This is a genomic window from Streptomyces sp. NPDC098781 (assembly GCF_044759995.1).
Classification (GTDB): domain Bacteria; phylum Actinomycetota; class Actinomycetes; order Streptomycetales; family Streptomycetaceae; genus Streptomyces.
On the sequence record NZ_JBIWAK010000013.1, the window covers coordinates 78,971 to 97,798 of the forward strand.

16 protein-coding genes are annotated in these 18,828 nt (G+C 68.8%); 6 read left to right on the plus strand and 10 right to left on the minus strand.

Going from position 1 to position 18,828, the window contains the following annotated elements:
- The first annotated feature begins 49 nt into the window (after positions 1–49).
- The 3 genes from ACIQWG_RS38085 to ACIQWG_RS38095 all read left to right on the plus strand — a co-directional run bounded on the left by ACIQWG_RS38085 (position 50) and on the right by ACIQWG_RS38095 (position 5,121).
- Entirely contained in the window at positions 50–565 is a 516-nt protein-coding gene (locus tag ACIQWG_RS38085; protein WP_404104819.1) for a hypothetical protein, read from the plus strand.
- Positions 566–871: 306 nt separating this feature from the next.
- A complete protein-coding gene (locus ACIQWG_RS38090) occupies positions 872–1,783 on the plus strand; it encodes a glycoside hydrolase family 19 protein (RefSeq protein WP_404104822.1) in 912 nt (303 codons plus the stop codon).
- A 557-nt stretch (positions 1,784–2,340) separates the two neighbouring features.
- Positions 2,341–5,121: an AfsR/SARP family transcriptional regulator gene (locus tag ACIQWG_RS38095; protein ID WP_404104825.1), complete on the plus strand. Its 2,781-nt coding sequence runs from the start codon at positions 2,341–2,343 to the stop codon at positions 5,119–5,121.
- A gap of 17 nt (positions 5,122–5,138) precedes the next feature.
- Here ACIQWG_RS38095 and ACIQWG_RS38100 read toward each other — a convergent pair whose 3' ends face one another.
- The 5 genes from ACIQWG_RS38100 to ACIQWG_RS38120 all read right to left on the minus strand — a co-directional run bounded on the left by ACIQWG_RS38100 (position 5,139) and on the right by ACIQWG_RS38120 (position 9,238).
- Positions 5,139–5,564, minus strand: a complete 426-nt coding sequence (locus tag ACIQWG_RS38100) for a hypothetical protein (RefSeq protein ID WP_404104827.1) — start codon at positions 5,562–5,564, stop codon at positions 5,139–5,141.
- A gap of 130 nt (positions 5,565–5,694) precedes the next feature.
- Entirely contained in the window at positions 5,695–6,141 is a 447-nt protein-coding gene (locus ACIQWG_RS38105; protein ID WP_404104829.1) for a hypothetical protein, read from the minus strand.
- 114 nt (positions 6,142–6,255) lie between these two features.
- The gene (locus ACIQWG_RS38110; RefSeq protein WP_404104832.1) at positions 6,256–6,660 is read right to left on the minus strand and encodes a DUF6009 family protein; all 405 of its coding nucleotides are present in this window, start codon (positions 6,658–6,660) and stop codon (positions 6,256–6,258) included.
- A complete protein-coding gene (locus tag ACIQWG_RS38115; RefSeq protein ID WP_404104834.1) occupies positions 6,657–8,207 on the minus strand; it encodes a phage/plasmid primase, P4 family in 1,551 nt (516 codons plus the stop codon). The genes ACIQWG_RS38110 and ACIQWG_RS38115 overlap by 4 nt, the downstream gene beginning before the upstream one ends.
- Positions 8,204–9,238, minus strand: a complete 1,035-nt coding sequence (locus ACIQWG_RS38120) for a bifunctional DNA primase/polymerase (RefSeq protein ID WP_404104837.1) — start codon at positions 9,236–9,238, stop codon at positions 8,204–8,206. The genes ACIQWG_RS38115 and ACIQWG_RS38120 overlap by 4 nt, the downstream gene beginning before the upstream one ends.
- A gap of 581 nt (positions 9,239–9,819) precedes the next feature.
- Here ACIQWG_RS38120 and ACIQWG_RS38125 point away from each other — a divergent pair.
- Positions 9,820–10,398 (plus strand): sigma-70 family RNA polymerase sigma factor, encoded by a 579-nt coding sequence (locus tag ACIQWG_RS38125; RefSeq protein ID WP_404104839.1) that lies wholly within the window; start codon positions 9,820–9,822, stop codon positions 10,396–10,398.
- A 204-nt stretch (positions 10,399–10,602) separates the two neighbouring features.
- On the opposite strand, the gene ACIQWG_RS38130 is transcribed toward ACIQWG_RS38125, so the two are convergent.
- Both ACIQWG_RS38130 and ACIQWG_RS38135 read right to left on the minus strand, forming a co-directional pair.
- The gene (locus ACIQWG_RS38130; protein ID WP_404104842.1) at positions 10,603–10,857 is read right to left on the minus strand and encodes a hypothetical protein; all 255 of its coding nucleotides are present in this window, start codon (positions 10,855–10,857) and stop codon (positions 10,603–10,605) included.
- A gap of 50 nt (positions 10,858–10,907) precedes the next feature.
- Positions 10,908–11,129, minus strand: coding sequence for a hypothetical protein (locus tag ACIQWG_RS38135; RefSeq protein WP_404104845.1), 222 nt, complete (start codon positions 11,127–11,129; stop codon positions 10,908–10,910).
- Between the two features lie 293 nt (positions 11,130–11,422).
- On the opposite strand from ACIQWG_RS38135, the gene ACIQWG_RS38140 reads away from it, so the two are divergent.
- Entirely contained in the window at positions 11,423–11,788 is a 366-nt protein-coding gene (locus tag ACIQWG_RS38140) for a hypothetical protein (protein WP_404104848.1), read from the plus strand.
- 18 nt (positions 11,789–11,806) lie between these two features.
- Here ACIQWG_RS38140 and ACIQWG_RS38145 read toward each other — a convergent pair whose 3' ends face one another.
- From ACIQWG_RS38145 to ACIQWG_RS38155, 3 genes are all read right to left on the minus strand, one after another.
- Complete coding sequence (locus ACIQWG_RS38145; RefSeq protein WP_404104832.1) at positions 11,807–12,211, minus strand: DUF6009 family protein; 405 nt, start codon at positions 12,209–12,211, stop codon at positions 11,807–11,809.
- 346 nt (positions 12,212–12,557) lie between these two features.
- Positions 12,558–13,556: an RICIN domain-containing protein gene (locus ACIQWG_RS38150; RefSeq protein ID WP_404104852.1), complete on the minus strand. Its 999-nt coding sequence runs from the start codon at positions 13,554–13,556 to the stop codon at positions 12,558–12,560.
- A 560-nt stretch (positions 13,557–14,116) separates the two neighbouring features.
- On the minus strand, positions 14,117–17,425 hold the full coding sequence (locus ACIQWG_RS38155) for a right-handed parallel beta-helix repeat-containing protein (protein ID WP_404104854.1): 3,309 nt from the start codon (positions 17,423–17,425) through the stop codon (positions 14,117–14,119).
- 193 nt (positions 17,426–17,618) lie between these two features.
- Between ACIQWG_RS38155 and ACIQWG_RS38160 the strand changes: the two genes are divergently transcribed.
- Complete coding sequence (locus ACIQWG_RS38160) at positions 17,619–18,812, plus strand: S8 family serine peptidase (RefSeq protein WP_404104857.1); 1,194 nt, start codon at positions 17,619–17,621, stop codon at positions 18,810–18,812.
- The last annotated feature ends 16 nt before the right edge of the window (positions 18,813–18,828 follow it).

Below are 18,828 nucleotides of genomic sequence, written 5' to 3' on the forward strand. Positions count from 1 at the left end.
CACGGCAACGGCGTGCAGCGTGGGAGGGACCGACGGACCGAGCAAAAGCGTGACGTCGACCGCTCAGGGCGACATCCATCCGAGCGAGGTGACGGACATCGAGCCGACCGAGACGGCCGACACTGAGTCGAAGGACCCGGCCGGCGCTCCGGTCACGGGTAGGAAGTCCGGCTCCGCGGGTGCGCTGATTCTGGCGAACGACTCGAAGCTGGGCCCGGTCGTCACCGACAGCAACGGGTTCGCGCTGTACCGCTTCACCAAGGACGCCGCGACACTGCCGGAGAAGTCGGCGTGCGTGGGCGACTGCGTGAAGGTGTGGCCGCCCGTCCCGGCCGAGGGAGCGTCCCTGCCGAAGGGGCTCGACCCCAAGCTGCTTGGCTCCCTGACCAGGTCGGACGGCTTCAAGCAGCTGACGGTGGTCGGAATCCCGGTCTACCGCTACTCCAAGGACACCGAGCCCGGCACCGCCAAGGGTGAGGGTGTGGGCGGAACGTGGTTCGCCTCCCTGCCGACGGAAGGCATTCCCGCCCTGAAGGACGCCCTGAAGGACATCACGTCCCCTTGAGGGTGGTTCTTCGTCCGAGGGGACGCGCCGGCGCGGCCGGCGAGCCGCACCGGGAGAGGCGGAACGGGAGACACCAGAACGTCCCCCTCGTGGCGTCGCTCACCGACCACGGGTGAACTGGGCTCACCATCGGCGGTTATGACGTGAGACGGCGCGACGGCTATGAACCGACCGCGGATCGCGCCGTAGTGGTGAGTAAGGGAAGGCCGACCGGACACGGTGCCTCTGTCGGCGCCGGTGGTGCCGTCGCGCACCCTCGGCTCGGCCCGATCACCGGGCCCCTCTCACCAGGAAAGGTCGACATCCGTGTCACGACGCATTACCACGCTGGTGGCCGCGTTCGCGGTGGCCGTCGGTATCGCGGTCAATGTCCCCACCGCACCCGCGGTTGCGGCTGACTGCAGCGGTGGTTGGAATTCCTCCTCCGTCTATTGGGGTGGCATGACGGCGTCCCATGACGGTCACAACTGGCAGGCCAAGTGGTGGAGTCAGAGCGAGACTCCGAGCATCGCTGAGGTGTGGGTCGACCAGGGCCCGTGCGGCAGCGGCGATACGGCACCCGAGCCGGCCCCTGTTCCGGACGGCGGCAGCCATGACCCTTCGCGGTTCGTCGTCTCCGAGGCGCAGTTCGACCAGATGTTCCCGAACCGGGCCGAGTTCTACACGTACAGCGGTCTGACCCAAGCGCTGAGGGCGTACCCCGCCTTCGCGAACACTGGAAGCGACAGGGTCAGGAAGCAGGAGGCCGCGGCCTTCCTCGCCAACGTCTCGCAAGAGACGGGCGCTCTGGCCCACGTCGTCGAGCGGAACACCGCCAACTACCCGACCTACTGCTTCTGGGGCCCCATCGGCTGCCCGGCCGGGCAGTCCGCGTACTACGGCCGCGGCCCGATCCAGCTGAGCTGGAACTTCAACTACCGGGCCGCGGGTGACGCCCTCGGCATCGACCTGATCAACAACCCCTGGCGGGTCGAGCGCGAGTCGGCCGTCGCCTGGAAGACCGGCCTTTGGTACTGGAACACACAGAGTGGTCCGGGCCCGATGACCGGCCATGACGCTGTGGTCAACCGGGTCGGCTTCGGCCACACCGTCCGGAGCGTCAACGGGGCGCTGGAGTGCGACGGCAAGAACCCGGCGCAGATCCAGAGCCGGGTGGAGACCTACCGGCGCTTCACCCAGATCCTCGGCGTGCCGACAGGCGGAGATCTGTACTGCTGAACCCCGTGAACGAACGTGCGGGGCGGCGGCCCTGGCCGTCCGTCCCGCACTCGGGTGTTACGGGCGACCGGCGACATTCCCGAGGGCGGGCTGTTATCCCGAAACCTCGTCGTCGTACGGGCCGGGCTGCTCGTGACGGCCGCTCTGAAGCTGAGCTGAGACGTACGACGCCGCTGCGGGGCCGCGGCGGACGGGGGTCCGCGACGCCGCAGGCACGTCGCGCGAAGCGACCAGGGGAATGCTGGCGATCGCGGCGGAAAGTCCCGCTCAGCGGGATGGATCATCTAGATCACGCTTGCGTGCCTCATGCCGTTTGCTGACCTGCTGGCCCGGCGCGCCGACGACGGGACGGCTGCTCATGAACCTAATCGCCTGCATCACGTAGTGGCTTGGGGAGACGAAGGCGTCTCAAGGCGTTTCAGCGGCCGCGCTGCGTCGTACCTCAGTGACGACGCGCACAGCGCCCGGTGTGCAGCGCCGTCACTGGAGCAAGGGCGACAGATGTCGCCGGGCGTCATGGCTCCGGTGAAGCAAGCGAGAGCCGAGGGCAGCAGCTGATGAACCGCACGACCGTAAGCGCGGCCGGAGAGCCGCACGAGGTGTATGTCGATGTGCTGGGACCGCTGAGGGTCCGGCGAGAGGCAACGTTTCTCCACCTCGGGCCGCCCAAGCGGCAGGTGATCCTTATCCGTCTGCTGTTGGAGGACGGCAACGCAGTGTCAGCGGACGAGCTCTGTGAGGACGTATGGGCAGGGCGTCCGCCAGCGAGTGCCTTGTCCTCGCTGCACGCCCACATCAGCCGGCTGCGGGCCGTCCTGGAACCCCGACGTCACCCGCACGGTAAGGCCGAGGTACTGGTCAGCGAGCCCCACGGCTACGCACTCCGCATTCCTCCGCAGGCGCGGGACGCGGTCCGCTTCGATACAGCGGTCTCCCGTGCACAGGTGCTGCTGAGGGAAGGCCAGGGGCGCGCGGCACGCCGGCATGTTGAAGACTCGCTGGCGATGTGGCGAGGAGCGGCGATCTCCGAGGCGCGCGACTATCCGTTCGCCGCGCGCGCCGCAGCACAACTGGAGGAGGGCCTGCTCGCGGCTCAGGAGCTGCACGTGTCTGCGCTGATTCACGACGGTGCCCTGCAGCAGGCGGTGTCCGCCGCGGAGACGCTCACGTCCCGGCATCCCCTGCGCGAGGTCGGGTGGGGTCTGCTGATGAGCGCCCTGTACCTCGCCGGGCGTCATGCGCACGCCCTCGAACGATACGAGAAACTGCGCAGGTATCTGGCCGAGGAGCTTGGCCTGGCCCCTGGGCCAGCGCTGGGAGCTCTGCAGGAAGCGATTCTGCGGCATGATGTCGCGCTCGTTAACCGGCTGCTGCAGTGCGACGCCAAGGGCATGCAGACCGGGCTGACCGCTCGGGAACGGTCCCACGGTCACGGGCCGGTTCCCGATCTTGGGAGACACCGTGGTTGGTCCGAGAGCGACCGGGGGACCGGCGTGGACCCGGCCGTGAGCGGTGTCCAGGACGACCAGCGATTCACCGATCGCTACCTGAACCGACCGGCACAACTGCCCGCCGATCTGGGCTATTTCACTGGCCGCCGTGCCGAATTGGCGCAGGCGGACGAGCTGCTGCGCACAGCGCTGCACAGCTCGACACCCACGGTAGGCGTGATTGGCGGGGCACCCGGCATCGGCAAATCGGCCTTCGCCGTCCACTGGGCTCACCGCGTCGCGCACCACTTCCCGGACGGACAGCTGTTCGCCAATCTCCGCGGCTTCGACATCGGCGGTGCCGTCCTGGAACCGGCCGAGGCGCTGCACGGCTTTCTGACCGCCTTGGGTACGCCGGCCCACAACATCCCCGACGGGGCCGATTCCAGGGCGGCCCTCTATCGCAGCATGCTGGCCGGCCGGCGCATGCTCGTCGTCATCGACAACGCGTGGGACGAGGAGCAGGTCCGCCCGCTGCTCCCGGGTATGCCCGGGAGCGTCGTCCTTGTCACCAGCCGCAATCAGCTTCCTGGTTTGGTCGCGGCGGAGGGCGCGCGGGTGCTGACACTGGGAGTCCCACCGCTGGAAGAGCTCCACGAAGGGATGGCCCTTCGTCTCGGGGCCGCGCGAGTGAGCGCCGAGCCGCGTGCCGTCACGGAGCTCATCGAACTGTGTGCGCGGCTGCCGCTGGCGCTGGCCATCGTGGCCGCGCGAGCGACACTCCATCCGCACTTCTCGCTGGCCTCAGTGGTTGAGGACATGCGCTCGACGGAGGGCAGCCTGGACGCCTTCGCCGGAACGGACGTCGCCACCGATGTGCGCGCGGCGTTCTCGTGGTCGTATCGCGCACTCAGCACCGGCGCCGGCCGGCTGTTCCGTCTGCTCGCCCTGCACCCCTGCGGGGATCTGCGCATCGCCGCGGCCGCCAGCCTCGCCGGGCTGCCGCTCGGCGACACCCGCGCCCTGATGAGGGAGCTGCTGCGGACCAGAATGGTTGTGGAGAACGACGCGGGCCGCTACAGCCTGCACGATCTGCTCCGTGTGTATGCCACGGAACTCGTGTACTGCGAGGACTCCGGAGCCGAACGGGTTGCGGCGCTTCGGAGGATGTTCGAGCACTACGTGCGTAGCGCGGCTGCAGCGAGCTGCCACTTCACCCACTCCCGGGAACCGGTGCTGCCGGCACCCGCCGCCGAGGGCGTGACCACCGAGCACTTTCCCGCATTGCTCCAGGCCATGCTGTGGTTCAGCGCTGAGCGTCAGAACCTCAAGACCCTGGTGAAGCACGCGACGGACACCGGCTTCGACGAGCACGCCCGGCAACTGCTGCGCAGCATGCGCGAGTACCTCAGTACCAAGGAGGACCACCCTCAGGCGTTCGCGAAGTCCTGGACAGCCGGGGGTCTCGCGCGAGACGGGCTGGACACCGTGGATCTGGCGGAGACCTACAGCGACGGGGGGCAGCGTCCCTTGGCCTCGGCGCTGGCCCGCTGCCGCCGCTCGATCGCCCTCTTCCGCGAACTGGGCGCCCCGCGTCGCGAGGCCTTCGCCTGGGAGAACCTTGCCCACGTGCATTACCAACTCGGCGAGCACGAGCAGGCCATACGCTGCTACGAGGCGGCCCTCGGCCTGCTCTGCGACGTGGCGGACACCGAAGCCACCGTGAGTGCTCTGACGCGGCTCGCGGACGCCTATCGTGCCGCGGGGGACCCGGATCAAGCCCAGGAAGCATGGTCCCGGGCCCTGAAGCTGGCGCGATCCGGTCCTCGTGGTGATCAGATCCAGACGGTCATGCGACGCGCCTTGCCCACCCGGCGGACCGCCGCTCATGGGAAACTCAAGGGGTGAGGCCGCCGCGGCACAGATCAGATCCGCCATGTGTCATGCGAAACCCACATCTCTTGCAGGATCAGAAAGTCACCGGCGGCGGCGGTCACTTCCTTCACCCAGTGTTCGGCGTCCCAATTCTCTCGGCCAAGTTCTCTCATGTAGTGGCTCATGAAGGTATAGAGCGCGGGGTCGTCGTGCTCGAAAAGGGCCAGCAGTAGTTCGCACAGTGGCCCGATTGCGGTGGCGTCACCGTGTCGCCGCACCAGGTGGCCGATCCCGCTGCGCAGAGTCTGCAGCGTCGAGCCATCGGGGTACGGCTCCACGGCCCAAGCATGTCCCGCCGGGCGCGAGTAACCGCGGGTCTCGACTATGTGCCAGAACAAGAAGTCCTCGCTGCCGGGCACTTCGTCGAGGAGCATGGAAAGGCGGGCCTCAGCGCACTTCTTCTGAAACTGTGCCATGCGTCGTCTTTCTCGGATCGTGGATCGTGCTTGCTGCTACGTTTCAGACAAGTGGCTGGTTCACGATCACGAGGGATCCACCGCTGGTCATCTCCCGCGGGACCAGCGGTCCGGACGGCGTTGCGGCGACTCACCCACCGCGGCCGCCACGCGACGCGGACCGCAGGGCGAGGGCACACCACATGGCCACCGCCGTCAGCAGGGCCACCGCCATCGCGCCCAGCAGCGGTGGCTCCGGGCGCCAGCCCAATGAGAGTCGTGTGCCCAGCGCGGTGAGCGCGGCGGTGATCTCTCCCGGGGCGTACACCGGCACCCTGGCGGCGACAGCCCGCAGTGCCGCTGCGGCGGCCAAGCTCGTCATGGTCCAGAAGATCAGATACGGCCAGACTGGCCCCGGTGCGGCGGCCGGTAGGCCGTACTCGCCGGAGCCGATACGGAATTGGGAGATTGCCCAGCCGGCACCGACGCCGAAGAGGGTGATGCCGATCACCCAGGAGGTGTGGCGCCACAGGGGACCGGGTCGCACTGTCTCCTCGTCGTCATGAGGACCGGAAGGAGTGAAGATGCCATCGATCATGGTGAGTAGGACGCGGCCGGCTGGTCAGGCGTTCTCCGGGAGGAGCGTTCACGCGTGACAAAGGTCGTGGCGGCCTGGTCCAGGCCTCCCTTCTGAGGCGTGTGGGTGGGTGGTTCAGGTGGTGGGGAGGGTGATGCCGAGTTCGCGCATGGCGTCGGAGGGGGGTCCGCCTTCGGAGCGTTGGGTTTTGTAGCCCTTGACTTTGGGGGCGAGGGTGCGGGGGTCGACGGCTTCGGAGGGTGCGGCGGAGTGGTAGAGGCCGTCGGGTTGTCTGTCGCGGTCGTGGGGGAGGAGCCAGAAGACGCGGCGGAGGAAGGTTCCGGAGGCGCGTGAGGAGCGGGCTTGTGGTCCGAGTTCGGCGTATCCGATGATGCGGCCGTCGCGGCGGTAGGCGGGTTTGCCGGCCCGTGTGGGGAGTCGGTCCAGGCTTTGGCGTACGTAGTCGAGGCAGGCGATGTCCTCGAGCCAGACGAGTTGTGTCTCGTGGGCGAGTTGGGAGGGGTCGATCAACGCGCTCACGTCAACCCGCTCCCTTCCACGACCAAACCGATACCGGGATAGAACTTGCGTTGGTTGGAGAGGACCATGTCCTTGGGTGTGGCGATTCCGACGGCTTCCCTGACGCGTGCGGCGAAGGCCCTGGAGGAGACGGGGCTGGCACCTTCTTGTTGGCACCAGCCGCGGTAGGCGCTGTAGAGCTGTGCCTGTTCGGCCCGCATGGCGGGATCCAGCGCGCAGCACTCGGAGATGAATCGGCCGGTATGGTCTTCAGTCTCGGCGTACGCTGTGGTCGCGACCTGTACCCTGGTCGGCCCTGTCAGGTCGCGCGCCCCGTTGAGGTAGCGGCGGGCTCCTGTGACGAGCCAGTTCATGATGCCTGGACCCTCCTCAGTCACGAGAATGTCGGCGAGGTTGTCGACTTTGCGGTCGTCCGCGACCACCCGCTCGAAGGGGATGAGTTTCATCCGGCGCCAGAAGGCGTAGCCGCCGGTGCCGACCTCGGGCCGGTGGTTGCCCAGCAGCCAGAGTTTGTGGGTCGGGTTGAAGCTGAAGAAGTCCTGGCGCATACGGCGGGCCTTGATTCGGTCGCCGCCGGTGAGGTGCTTGACCCGGGCTTCGTCGAACCGGTCGCCGGGCTTGAGTTCGGAGCACACGATGATGCGTCGGCCATGCAGCTCGGCAAGGTCGGTGGGGTGCCCCTCAAAGGGGCGGGCCATCAGAAACCCGGGCGGGGCGGCGTCGGCGTAGTCGCCGAGGAGCTTGACCATGACGTCGAGCAGCACGCTCTTGCCGTTCTTGCCTTGCCCGTACAGAAAAGGCATGATCTGCGCTCCCACGTCGCCCGTGATCGAGTAGCCCAGCAGCTCATGGAGGAATGAGACCATCTGGGCGGCTTCGGCATCCTCTCCGAAGATGTCGGTCAGGAATCGCTGCCAGCGTGGGGTGGGCATGGCACGGGGGGACACGGCGGTGGCGCGCGAGTGATGGTGCTTCTCCGGGTCCGGCGTTGTCAGTGTGCCGGTATGGAGGTCCACGACGCCGTCGGGCGTGCACAAGGCATAGGGATCCGCGTCGAGTTGGGAGGCGTTGAGCACCATCCCGGGTGCGGCTTTCGCCTGTGCGAGCATGGCCTTCATACCTGACGTCGACAAGGCGCGGCGGCGGTGACGGCGCAGAGCCGACGCGGTGTGCCGCCTGGTGCTGTCCACTTCGGCGAGCGCTTCAGCCATCTCGCCGGCGGCCCACAGCACGGTGTCGTCCTCGTCGATCTCCCAGCGATATCCGGACCAGCGGTACCAGCCGAGTCCGGGAACATGCCGGAAGTCCTGCCCGTACAGCTTCACGAAGAGCTTCGCGTTGCCCCGGTCGCTGAGGCTGTCGGGCACCAGACCGTCCTCCGTGGCTGTCACGGAACCCCACGCGGAGGGGGCGGCTGCCGGTTCACGCGCGGCGGGCAGGGAGCTGTTGAGGATCTGGCGAGCCACCTCGGCTGCGTCGAACAGGCCGTCGTTGAACAGCGTCTCGCTGAACGAGCCCTCGGTGTCCGGATTGGGGGAGTGCGTCATCTGGGCTCTCCCGGAGTCAGCGGGCTCCGTTCGCCCGCGCGTATCCCGCTGCGGATGATCTGCAGGGCACGGCGTTCCTGGCCCGGCCTAGCGTGTACGGCGGCTGACAGCAGGGCGGCTTCGGCCGCCTTGGTGCCCAAATGACCCGCCGCGACGAGTCCGCCCGCCGTGTACGCGGCGCGGTTGAGCTTGTCGCTGAAGCCTGCTCCCTCGGCTGTCGCGGCGCACTCGACAACAGGGGCAAGGACATGGGCCAGGACGGCGGAGGCGGCCGAGCGGCCTCCTCCAGCGGCGATGACGGCGCCGCGGCCGCGCCAGGGCACAGGCGAAAGGCTGCGCGAGGGCTCCGGAGCGGGTAGGTGCCCGGTGCGTGTCAGCTCCGCGGCGAGCCAGTCGGGCAGCGGGGCCGGGCGGCGCGTGGTGCCCAGCGCCGTATACGTGCCGGCCGCTGTGACGGTGCCGGGTGCCACGATGTAGCCGCCATGGGCGCGTACGTCGACCTGCCAGGCCAGGGCCCGTCCCCGGCTGGAACCGGCCGAGCAGCGCCAGCCTTGGCGTACGGGGACGGAATACCAGATGTGCAGCCCTCCGGACGGCGTGCGTACCCGCAGAGTCGTGGTGTCCTTGGCGGGATCGGGGGCTCCACGCAGCGCAGCGAGTAAGGCGAGACTGTGGAATCCGTTCCGCAGCCCCCGGAGGGAGACCGCTTCGGGGATGACGATTCCCGGCAGTAGACGCTCGCGGTCGGGCAACGGCGTCGCGTGCGCGTCGACGTCGATGACGAGCAGACCCGCCGGCCCGCACGCTACGCCGGCGCCGAAGCCGGGCTCCATGTCCCACCAACGCCGGATGCGTTCCTGGTCGGTGGTAGCCGCGCGGAAGCCGTGACACGAGCGGCCCGCGGGGATGCAGGGACAGGACTCCGGCATGTGCTGCGTGGTCCGGCAGGCAGAGCAATTGGCGGCCGGGGTCTTCCTGCCCGGTGCCAGCGGGTGTACCGGCCAGCCCTGTGTGGCGCACCACTGTGCCACGCGGTGCGGCTCGTACGGCGGTGTCCCGTCATGGGTCGCTGCGCAACGTGATGAGCCGCTGCCGACAACCCCCAGCTCAGGCGACACCCGAACTCCTCTCAGCGACTGAAGCGACTCATGGTCGAACTCTTTGGCGGTTTGTTGTTCCCGTGGCAGACACGGCGACCGAAGCGACCGAAGCGACCGTGCCTATGACAACCGCAACGACCGTTTCACGGTCCTGGTTCACCGGCCGAGCCAGCGAGGTGTGAGCGACCAGGGATGCGTTGAGGTCCTCGGCTTGGCACCGGGCAGGGGATCGACTCGTTGTATCCCCGAGGTATGACTTCTCAGTGAGGGGGAATGAGCAAGGAGTACTGACGGCCCGCATTTCGTTACGGTGGAGTGCCACGCGACTCCGGTCGGTGGTTGTCCGGTCCCAGGTCGTTATCCCGCGCGGTCGCTGCTTCCGCTTTGACAAGTCAGTGACAAGGTTTGGCCAAGTCCTCCCCGCGAGTGTGGATCTGCTTTCGCCTTCTTCGCGGAAGCACGCCACGGCTCAGCTTGAACGATGGATGAGGACGCCACCCATGAGGCGGACCATGGACGCCGGGGCGGGCATGCGCACGCTCCCCCCCACCGGTACACAACGCCCCACCGAAGCACCGGGCACTGACTGCGAGGAGTTCATCCGGGATCTGTATAAACAGCATGGAGCGCTGCTTCTGCGCTACGCCGCACGGCTGCTGGGAGGCGACTGGCACCGTGCCGAGGACATCCTCCAGGAGACGGCCGCACGGGCTTGGCGGCATTCCGCCATTCTGGGAGCCGACGCCGAAGAAGCGCGTCCGTGGCTGTTCACCGTTGTGCGGAACTTGGTGATCGACCACCACCGTGCCCGCCAGATACGTCCTTCGGAACTCATGTCGCTCGACGACCTCGAAGTTGCGGTTGCGGACGACATGGAGCGTATGCTCACCACTCAGGTCATCGTTGAAGCGCTTGGCCAGCTGACTGAGCAGCACCAGGAAATAATCAAGCTCATGTACTTCCTGGAATGCAGCGTCGCCCAGGTCTCGGAGCATCTCGGCATTCCGCCCGGGACGGTCAAGTCCCGTTCGTACTACGCTGTGAGGTCGCTCAGGAACGCGCTTGAAGAGCGCGGAGTCCGCGGCACTTGACCCCCCGTCGTACCGCACGGGCCGGGAACCGCCCAGGACCGGTCCGTGCCGTCGTATCCATGACTCCGACGTGGTTCGGGAACCGCTTGCGACGAGGTCGAGCTCTGCTCGCATCAGATCCAGTGCCAGGGTGTCGGCGCCCACCGCAGTACACGTGGTAGGTGCGCTGCCGTCGTAGGACCCGGATCGCTTGGGCCGGTGGCTTCACGACGGATCCGGCGGATCGTAGATGTGGTCGGCGCTCACGTGGAAGCCCGCGGAGCGCAGTCGTGTGACGACCGACCGGACGCGCACGATCTGATCCCGATCCGCGTCCTGGAGGGCCCACATCTGCTGGCCTGGTATGACCTGGAAGCCCAGGTCTTGCAGCGCGACGTGCACCTCGGCGGATCGACGGTTGACAGCCGCGACACCGAACTCTGGATGGCTTCCGATGATGACGTCGGGCTCAGCGGACATGGTGCTCCCTTCCTGATGACAGCGGACTCCAACGCGCAACAGTCACCCCGTCACGGCGAAATACGGACCACGTCCTGCTTCACTCCGTACGCGGAGTCCTGGGTCATGAAGTAACCCGTGGTGTGCAGTTCGGTGTCAGGGTCGTGGCCGACCACGGTGAAGATTCCCTCCGGTCCAGCGAAGTCGGCGACGCCTTTGAAGCGATACACCGTGCCGTCGGGAAACGTGCGGGTGACCAGCACAGTGTCGCCGGTCCTGAGCTCGGTACTCATGAGCACTCCGGAAGATCGGGGGAGTGCCGTGCTGCGCCGGGCAGCACGGCCGGAACCTGCGCTCTGCTGGGGTTTTTCGCGGGCTCTCGACAGGTATCTACGAGGAGTGTGAGCAGTGGGTTCACCCTCCGCCTGCAGGAGTGCCTGCTGGCGGGGGTGAACCCAGCGAGGCGTGCGACCGACATCAAAGCCACACACGTGAAGGATGAACCTTCCGGGCCCGGCCGACGTGTCACCAACGGCGGCGTGGGGTTGATGAACGCGGGTGAGTGGTCTTGGATTGCTATCAGGTGATGACTGTTCTGGCTGCCCGGGCACTGGGCAACCGCGACCAGGGCGGGTACGACGAAGACGATGCCTTGATCGCCGCGCACCTGAGTTGGTGCGTGTCCTGCCAGGCCGAGCAGGAGGAATTCGCCCGGATCGCCGGGCTGCTGTCGGAAGTCGCTCTCCATGAGCTGGACGGCATTCCCGTCCCCGACCCGGAGCCGGTCATCGCGGCCCTGCGCCGGGCGGATCTTCCGGAGTACGGCGTCGAGCGGAGGCTCACGAGCCGTAGATGCGGCCGTCTTATGGTCTCCGCGCTGTCGTCCGTGACCGAGCGCTGTGCGAAGGGCAGTCCGCTGGGTCCCCGTCGCCGGCGGTTCCCTCCCTTCTGAGGCGTGTGGGTGGGTGGTTCAGGTGGTGGGGAGGGTGATGCCGAGTTCGCGCATGGCGTCGGAGGGGGGTCCGCCTTCGGAGCGTTGGGTTTTGTAGCCCTTGACTTTGGGGGCGAGGGTGCGGGGGTCGACGGCTTCGGAGGGTGCGGCGGAGTGGTAGAGGCCGTCGGGTTGTCTGTCGCGGTCGTGGGGGAGGAGCCAGAAGACGCGGCGGAGGAAGGTTCCGGAGGCGCGTGAGGAGCGGGCTTGTGGTCCGAGTTCGGCGTATCCGATGATGCGGCCGTCGCGGCGGTAGGCGGGTTTGCCGGCCCGTGTGGGGAGTCGGTCCAGGCTTTGGCGTACGTAGTCGAGGCAGGCGATGTCCTCGAGCCAGACGAGTTGTGTCTCGTGGGCGAGTTGGGAGGGGTCGATCAACGCGCTCACGTCAACCCGCTCCCTTCCACGACCAAACCCATAGCAGGATTAGCGTGCGTGCCCCGGCATCCCGTTCACGGTGCCGGGGTCCCGGATTCCGGGACCGCCTGCACACGCCGGGGCCGATGAACGCGACCACATCGCCCATCGCTGACTACGGGCTCATAGCGGTTCGGTTCACACAGCGGCCGTGTTTCCTGCGTCGGCGCAGCCGCGCACGGCCGTCCGGTTCGCTGATCCGCCCGCCCCGGACTTCCGGGACCTCGCTCAAGTCCCGGAAGTCTGCTAACGGCCCGGCAGGGCTCTCAGACACAGGTCATCAGGGAGGAGCCTCCGCCCGTTCGTCAGTGGACCATCAGCACTTGGTCAGACCAGGGAGGAGCCACTGCTGCTTCTCCGGGGCGGTGCCGGCGGCCGGGGCCAGCGTGATGTTGCCCGCGTCCCAGCCGGTCAGGTTCTTGCCGAAGTGCTTGCTGGTCAGGACGGCGACATTGCACTCGCCTGTAGTCATGGGCATGCGCCACACCTGGCCGGGGTCCGCGGTGGTGCAGCTGGAGACGTACATCTTGGTCCCGTCGGTGTCCAAGCACCGCTTGTCTGCCGGGTTCTTCAGCAGGAAGGTTCCGTCGCCCACCACATAACGCAACCAAGTGGCGTTGTCGCACGAGCCCTGAGTGCCGATCCTGGTGTCTGCTTGCTTGGCCAGACACTTGCCCGTGTGCTCGTTCTTCACGGTCCGGGCCTGGGATTCCCAGTAAGGCTTCCTCTCCGTGGGCCCCGCCGGCCCCGAGAGCGGCTCGGGCTTCTTCGACTCGTCCTGACCGTCAGGAGTATCATCGGTCTTCGGGATGTTCAGGAGATTCGGGACCCCGCCCTTGCCGGGTGGCGCGCCTGCATCCGGCGGGAGCGGGACCTTTGGGGCGCCGCCCGGCTCCGGCTTCTGGCCGGAGGGCTGTTCCACGAAGCGTCCCGACGACCCCAGCTCGCCGTCGCTCTGCGCCAGTTGTATGTCCTCCGAGGCGGCAGTCGCCTGGTCGGTCTTCTTCTCCTCCCCTCCCTGAGTTGCTATCAGGAGTGGCACGGCGAGGAGTACGGTGCCAACGAGCGCGGCTGCCGCGAGCATGGGCTTCTTGGGGCGGCCGGGCCTCGGCTCTTCGTCCGCTTCCCCTGAAGGGGTGTCGTCGTCCGGCGGCGACCCGACGACTGCGGCTCGTACTGACGCGCTCTCGGCTTCTTCCTCGGCATGTGCCTGGTCGGCGTCCAGGTCGGCCTGTGGCGTGCTCGGCGCCGCCTCGGAGCGAATTGTGTTCGCGGCCGTGGTGTCGGTCGTGGAGTGGGTTGTGGTGTCGGTCACCGGCGCGCCCGCGGTGGCCGCCGACGGGCGAACGGCGCTCGGTTCCGCAGGGGCGACCGTGGTCTGTGAACCATCCGGACGGGCTGACCGGTTCCGATGCGCCGGTTCAAAGGCGGCACCAGGGTCATTCGCCACTCCGGCGAGCGTCACTGCTCCTCGTACAGCCGGGGATCCTCCGAGGGACCGGCTTCCTGGTTGGCCTCCTGACGTCGTACGGGACTCCCGGCCGCCTGGATCTCGTCCAACGGGCATCTATGTCCTCCACATCTGTCCAGTCGGGCAGGGGCGATGGCCACCGCCCAGGAGTTGTCCAGTGGGACGGTTCTCGGTGTCCGGTTCGCCGAGACACGACCGAGCGCAGTCCGTGGGGCAGCTCCAACGGGTGAGGTGGTGGCTGCTGAGGCCGATCGATCGGGCTCGGAGCCGGAAGCGTGTACCACACCGCCCTTCACTGACTACGTGCGTCCCGGCGTTCGGTTCACCCGTGGAATCGGATCAGCCGGATACGACCGCCGACGGGCGGGGGGGCGGCGCAGGCCCGTGCCCCTCGCCCGCGGTCATCAGGCGGAATGCCTCCGGGGTGGCGCACCGGCGTTCGGCAGGTCCTGCGGAAGCAGCAGCCGCAGGTCGTCCAGGCCAGGCGAGGCGATCGCGCTCAGTCGCCGCGCGTGCGCGGTCATGGTCCTCTCCAGCATCTGACGCGCCGTGCGGGCGTTGCCGAACGTGTGATCGCGCGGCAGCGAGCCCACCAGTTCGGAGAGCGCCGTGAGAGTCTCGGGGGCGCACTCGTACCCGGAGGACTCCGCCTGGCGGGCCATGATGGTGACCAGCTCGTCGGTGGTGTAGTCCTCGAACTCCACCATCCGTGAGAACCGCGACGCGAGGCCGGGGTTGGAGGACAGAAAACGGTCCATCTCACGCGTGTATCCGGCGGCGATCACCACCACCTCCTCACGGTGGTCCTCCATGAGCTTCAGCAAGGTGTCGACCGCCTCCTGACCGAAGTCGGTGGAGGCGCCCTGCGGTGTGAGGGTGTATGCCTCGTCGACGAACAGGACACCGCCCCTCGCGCGTTCGAAGACCTCGCGGGTGAGCTGCGCGGTATGGCCGACGTAGCGGCCTACGAGATCGGCGCGGGCCACCTCGACGAGCTGGCCACGGGGCAGCACCCCCAGGGCGTGCAGCAACTGGGCGTACATGCGTGCGACGGTGGTCTTGCCGGTACCCGGGGGGCCGGAGAACACCAGATGGTTGCTGATCCTGGGTGTGGGAAGGCCGGCCGCCTCCCGTTGTCTCGCTGTCGCCAGCATGGTGACCAGGTCGGTCACCTCACGCTTGACGGCGTGCAGGCCGATCATGGCGTCCAGTTCCGCGAGCAGCTTCTCCGGGTCGCCGGGGGCCTCGGCCTGCGCCGCCGCGTCGTCGCCGACGTCCTCGGGCAGCAGCAGCCGAAGGTCCTGCTCCGCGGGAGCGTCCATCGACCCGAGCCGGAACGCCTGGCGGTCGACCATCTCCTCGAAGACCCGCCGGGCGGCGCGGCCGTTGCCGAACGTCGCATCCCGCGGCATCCGTTCGTAGTGCGCTGCCAGCGCCTCACGGGTGCCCGGCCCCAGTTCGTACTGATGGCTCCCGGACATGTTCTCCGTGATGGTCACCAGCTCCGGCACCGAGTAGTTGGCGAACTCGATGGTGCGGGTGAACCGTGAGGCCATACCGGGGTTGGCAGACAAGAAGGCGTCCATCTCCGCGGTGTATCCCGCGGCCACCACGACGACGTCGTCGCGGTGATCCTCCATCAGCTTGACGAGCGTGTCGATGGCCTCACGGCCGAAGTCCGCGCCGGAACCCTTGCCGTCGGAGAGCAGGGTGTACGCCTCGTCGATGAACAGCACCCCACCGAGCGCCTTATTGAACGCCTCGGTGGTCTTGATCGCGGTACCGCCGATGATCTGCGCCACCAGATCGACCCGGGCCACCTCCACCAGATGCCCGGAACGCAGCACCCCTAGCTCGGCCAGGATGCCTCCGTACAGCCGCGCCACGGTGGTCTTGCCGGTGCCGGGCGGGCCGGCGAAGATCAGGTGGCGGCTCATCGGCGGAACGGGCAGGCCCAGGCTCTCCCGGCGCTGTGCCAGCTGGTTGAGATTCACCAGAGTACGGACCTGGCGTTTGACCTCCGCCAGGCCCACCAGGGCATCCAGCTGAGCCAGCGGCCCTTCTGGAGCGGGCGGCGTGTCTCCGGCCTTGCCCGTGGCGGCCGCGTCCGCGCCCCACAGGTCCGCCTCGGTGTTGTCCATGCTGGACAGCGCTTCCACTTCGAGGCGGCCGCCGGACCTGCTCTGGCGCAGGCCGCTGCCGCGGTTGTCGCGGACGGTGCAGTGGGTGACGGTGACCTCCTCGGCGGAGTCCACCCGGATGCCGTCGCCGCCGCTCTCACTGATCTCGCTGTTGTTGAGGGCGGCCCGCGCTCCCTCGTCGATCCGCACCCCGTGCGCGCCGGAGCCGGTGACACGGGTACGGGTCACCGTCACTTCCGCACCCTTGCGGAGGGCGATCCCCGCGCCCTTGCTGTCGTGGACGGCACAGTCCCGCAGCGTGCCCATACCGCCGGCCGCGACGGTGACACCGCTGTCCCCGGCGTTGCTCAGGACCGTGTCGCCGATCCGGGGATCGCCGCCGTCCGCGATACGCACGCCCGACCCGCCCGGGCGCTCGACGGCGCAGCCCTCCAGTCGGCCGTGCCCGTCGTCGGTTACCTCCACGCCGTGGCCGCGGGGCGCGGCGACCACGGCCTGGCGCAGCATCGGGTTGGCGCCCGAGCGGATGGCGATTCCGACCGCGCCGGCGTTCACGATCGTCAGCCGGTCGAACTCGGCCACACTGTTGTCCTCCAGCAGCACGGCGGGGCCCTGGTCGCCGCAGTCGTGCACCGCGGTCCTGTTCAGCACGGGGGTGCTGCTGTCCGTCACCCGGATCGCGGGGGCGGCGGAGGAGCGGAACTCACAGTCCTCGAACGTACCGCGGGACCGGTCCGCCACGGACAGGGCGCCGCCCTTGGTCCGCGCGGTGCGGCACCACCGCAGCAGGGGATCCGCGCCGGAGCCGAGGGCGATGCCGGGGCCCGTGGTGGTGGTGACGGTGACCTCCTCCAGCGTCGGACGCGAATCGCTGGTGACGTACACCCCTACCGAGACGTCGTGCACATGGCTGCGCAGGATCCGAGTGGTGCAGCGGCCCTCCAGGGCGATGGCGGGCTTGTCCGTGCCGGATATCTCACAGTCCTCGACCGAACCCTGTGCCTCGCCGTTGGCCAGCACTCCGTTGCCGCGCGCGTCGCGCAGTCGGCAGCCCCGGATCGTGGAGCGCGCCTCGTCGGTGAGGACGACCGCGGACGTGCCGAGGTTCTCGATCACACAGTCCTCGATGACGCTGCCCGTCGCGGCGGTGTCGACGACGCCGGCGCCCTCGGCGTTGGTGATCCGGCAGTGCCGCATCGCCAACGCGCCCGTCTCCCGCGCCAGTACGGCAGTCCAGCCCGAGCCGACCACCGTGCAGCCGTCCATGGCCATCTGCCCACGGGGGGCATCCACCACGGGAACGTCATCGCCGCCGCCGCGCAGCGTCAGATCGCTGAGCATCACGGCGTCGGCCACGAGGACGAGCGCGGTGCCACGGCGCGGACAGATCTCCACGCTGCCACTCTCACCTTCGGCGACGATCGTCACCCGGTTGCGGACGGTCAGATTCTCCGCGTAGCGCCCCGGCTTGACTCGGATCACGGCGCCCGTGCGTGCCTGTGCCAGTGCCTCGCCGATCGTCCGGAACCCCTCGCCCTGCTCCGGACTGACCGTGAGCAATTGACGTGACACGCGTGAACCTCCTGGATGCCATGGTCGAAGCGGGCGCGGCCCGCTCGAACCCGCGAACGCAGGCCCCCATCTTGCAGGCAGCTCGGGCAGTCCAGCCCCCTGGCCCCATGCTGGACTGCGCAGCGAACGTGTCGCTTGTCGGATCCTTGTCGCGCCCTGCGCCCGCTTCCCGCGGTCACTACCCTGATGCGCCATGCGACCAGCCCTCTCCCGCCTTGTTCGGGCGGCGGTGGCCACCGCGCTGTGCGCAGTGGCGCCCGTTGGTGTGCCGTCCGGCGCCGCGGCGGCCGAAGGCCCGGTGGCCCTGCCCGCCGTCAAGAGCCGCCTGGAGGACGGGGAGTCCTGCGCGAAGGAGTCGGGCACCAAGGCCGTCGACCAGCCCTGGACCCGGCAGGCCCTGGGCCTGGACAGAAGCTGGCAGTTGAGCATGGGCGCGGATGTGACCGTCGCCGTGCTGGACACCGGCGTGGGCAACGATGTGCCGGGCTTGTCCGGCCGCGTGGCCTCCGTGGACGGAGCCGGGAGCACCGCGGACTGCGTCGGCCACGGCAGCTTCGCGGCCGGGCTCATCGCCGCCGAACCGATCGGCGGTACCGGTGTCGTCGGTGTGGCACCCCGGGCGCGTATCCTGGCGGTGCCCGTGACCGGCGAAAGCGGTGACACCACCCCGCAGTTGGTGGCCCAGGGCATCCGGCGCGCCGTGGACGCCGGCGCCGACGTCGTCTACGTGGCCCACGCCTTCCGTGGCGGACGCGAGGAACTGACCGCGGCCGTCGAGCACGCAACCGAGCGTGACGTTCTGGTGGTTGCCCCCGCCGCCCCGGACGTCGCTCCGACCGACCCCGGCACCGGACAGCCCGACCCCATCGCGCGACCGTACTTCCCCGCGTTCATCCCGCAGGTGCTGTCCGTCATGGACCACGGCCCCGGCGGAGCCCGCCCCGAGTCGGCGCCCGAGGCGTTCGCCCCCGATCTGTCCGCCCCCGGTGACGAGGTGGTCAGCGTCGGTCCCCGCGGCGCGGGTCACTACATCGGCTCCGGTTCCTCGCTGGCTGCCGCCGGCGCGGCCGGGGCAGCGGCCCTGGTACGGGACCGGTACCCGGAGTTGACGGTCGCGGAGGTCTCCCGCCGACTGCAGGGCGCGGCCTACCCGGCGAGCGTACCGGTGCTGGACCCCTTCGCCGCTCTGTCCATCGTCCTGCCCGCACAGCAGGCCCCCCTTCCCGGGCCCGGCCGCGCGCGGGTCGCCAAGGCCACCCCCGAGGGGCCCCGGGTGCGCGCCCTGGCCATCGCCGGTGGCTTCGGTGCCCTGGTGCTCCTGGTCGCCGCGGCCGCGGTGGTCATCCCACGTGGTCGCGCCCGTTCTTGGCGCCCTGCGGGCCAGTAGCGCCAGACCTCCGACA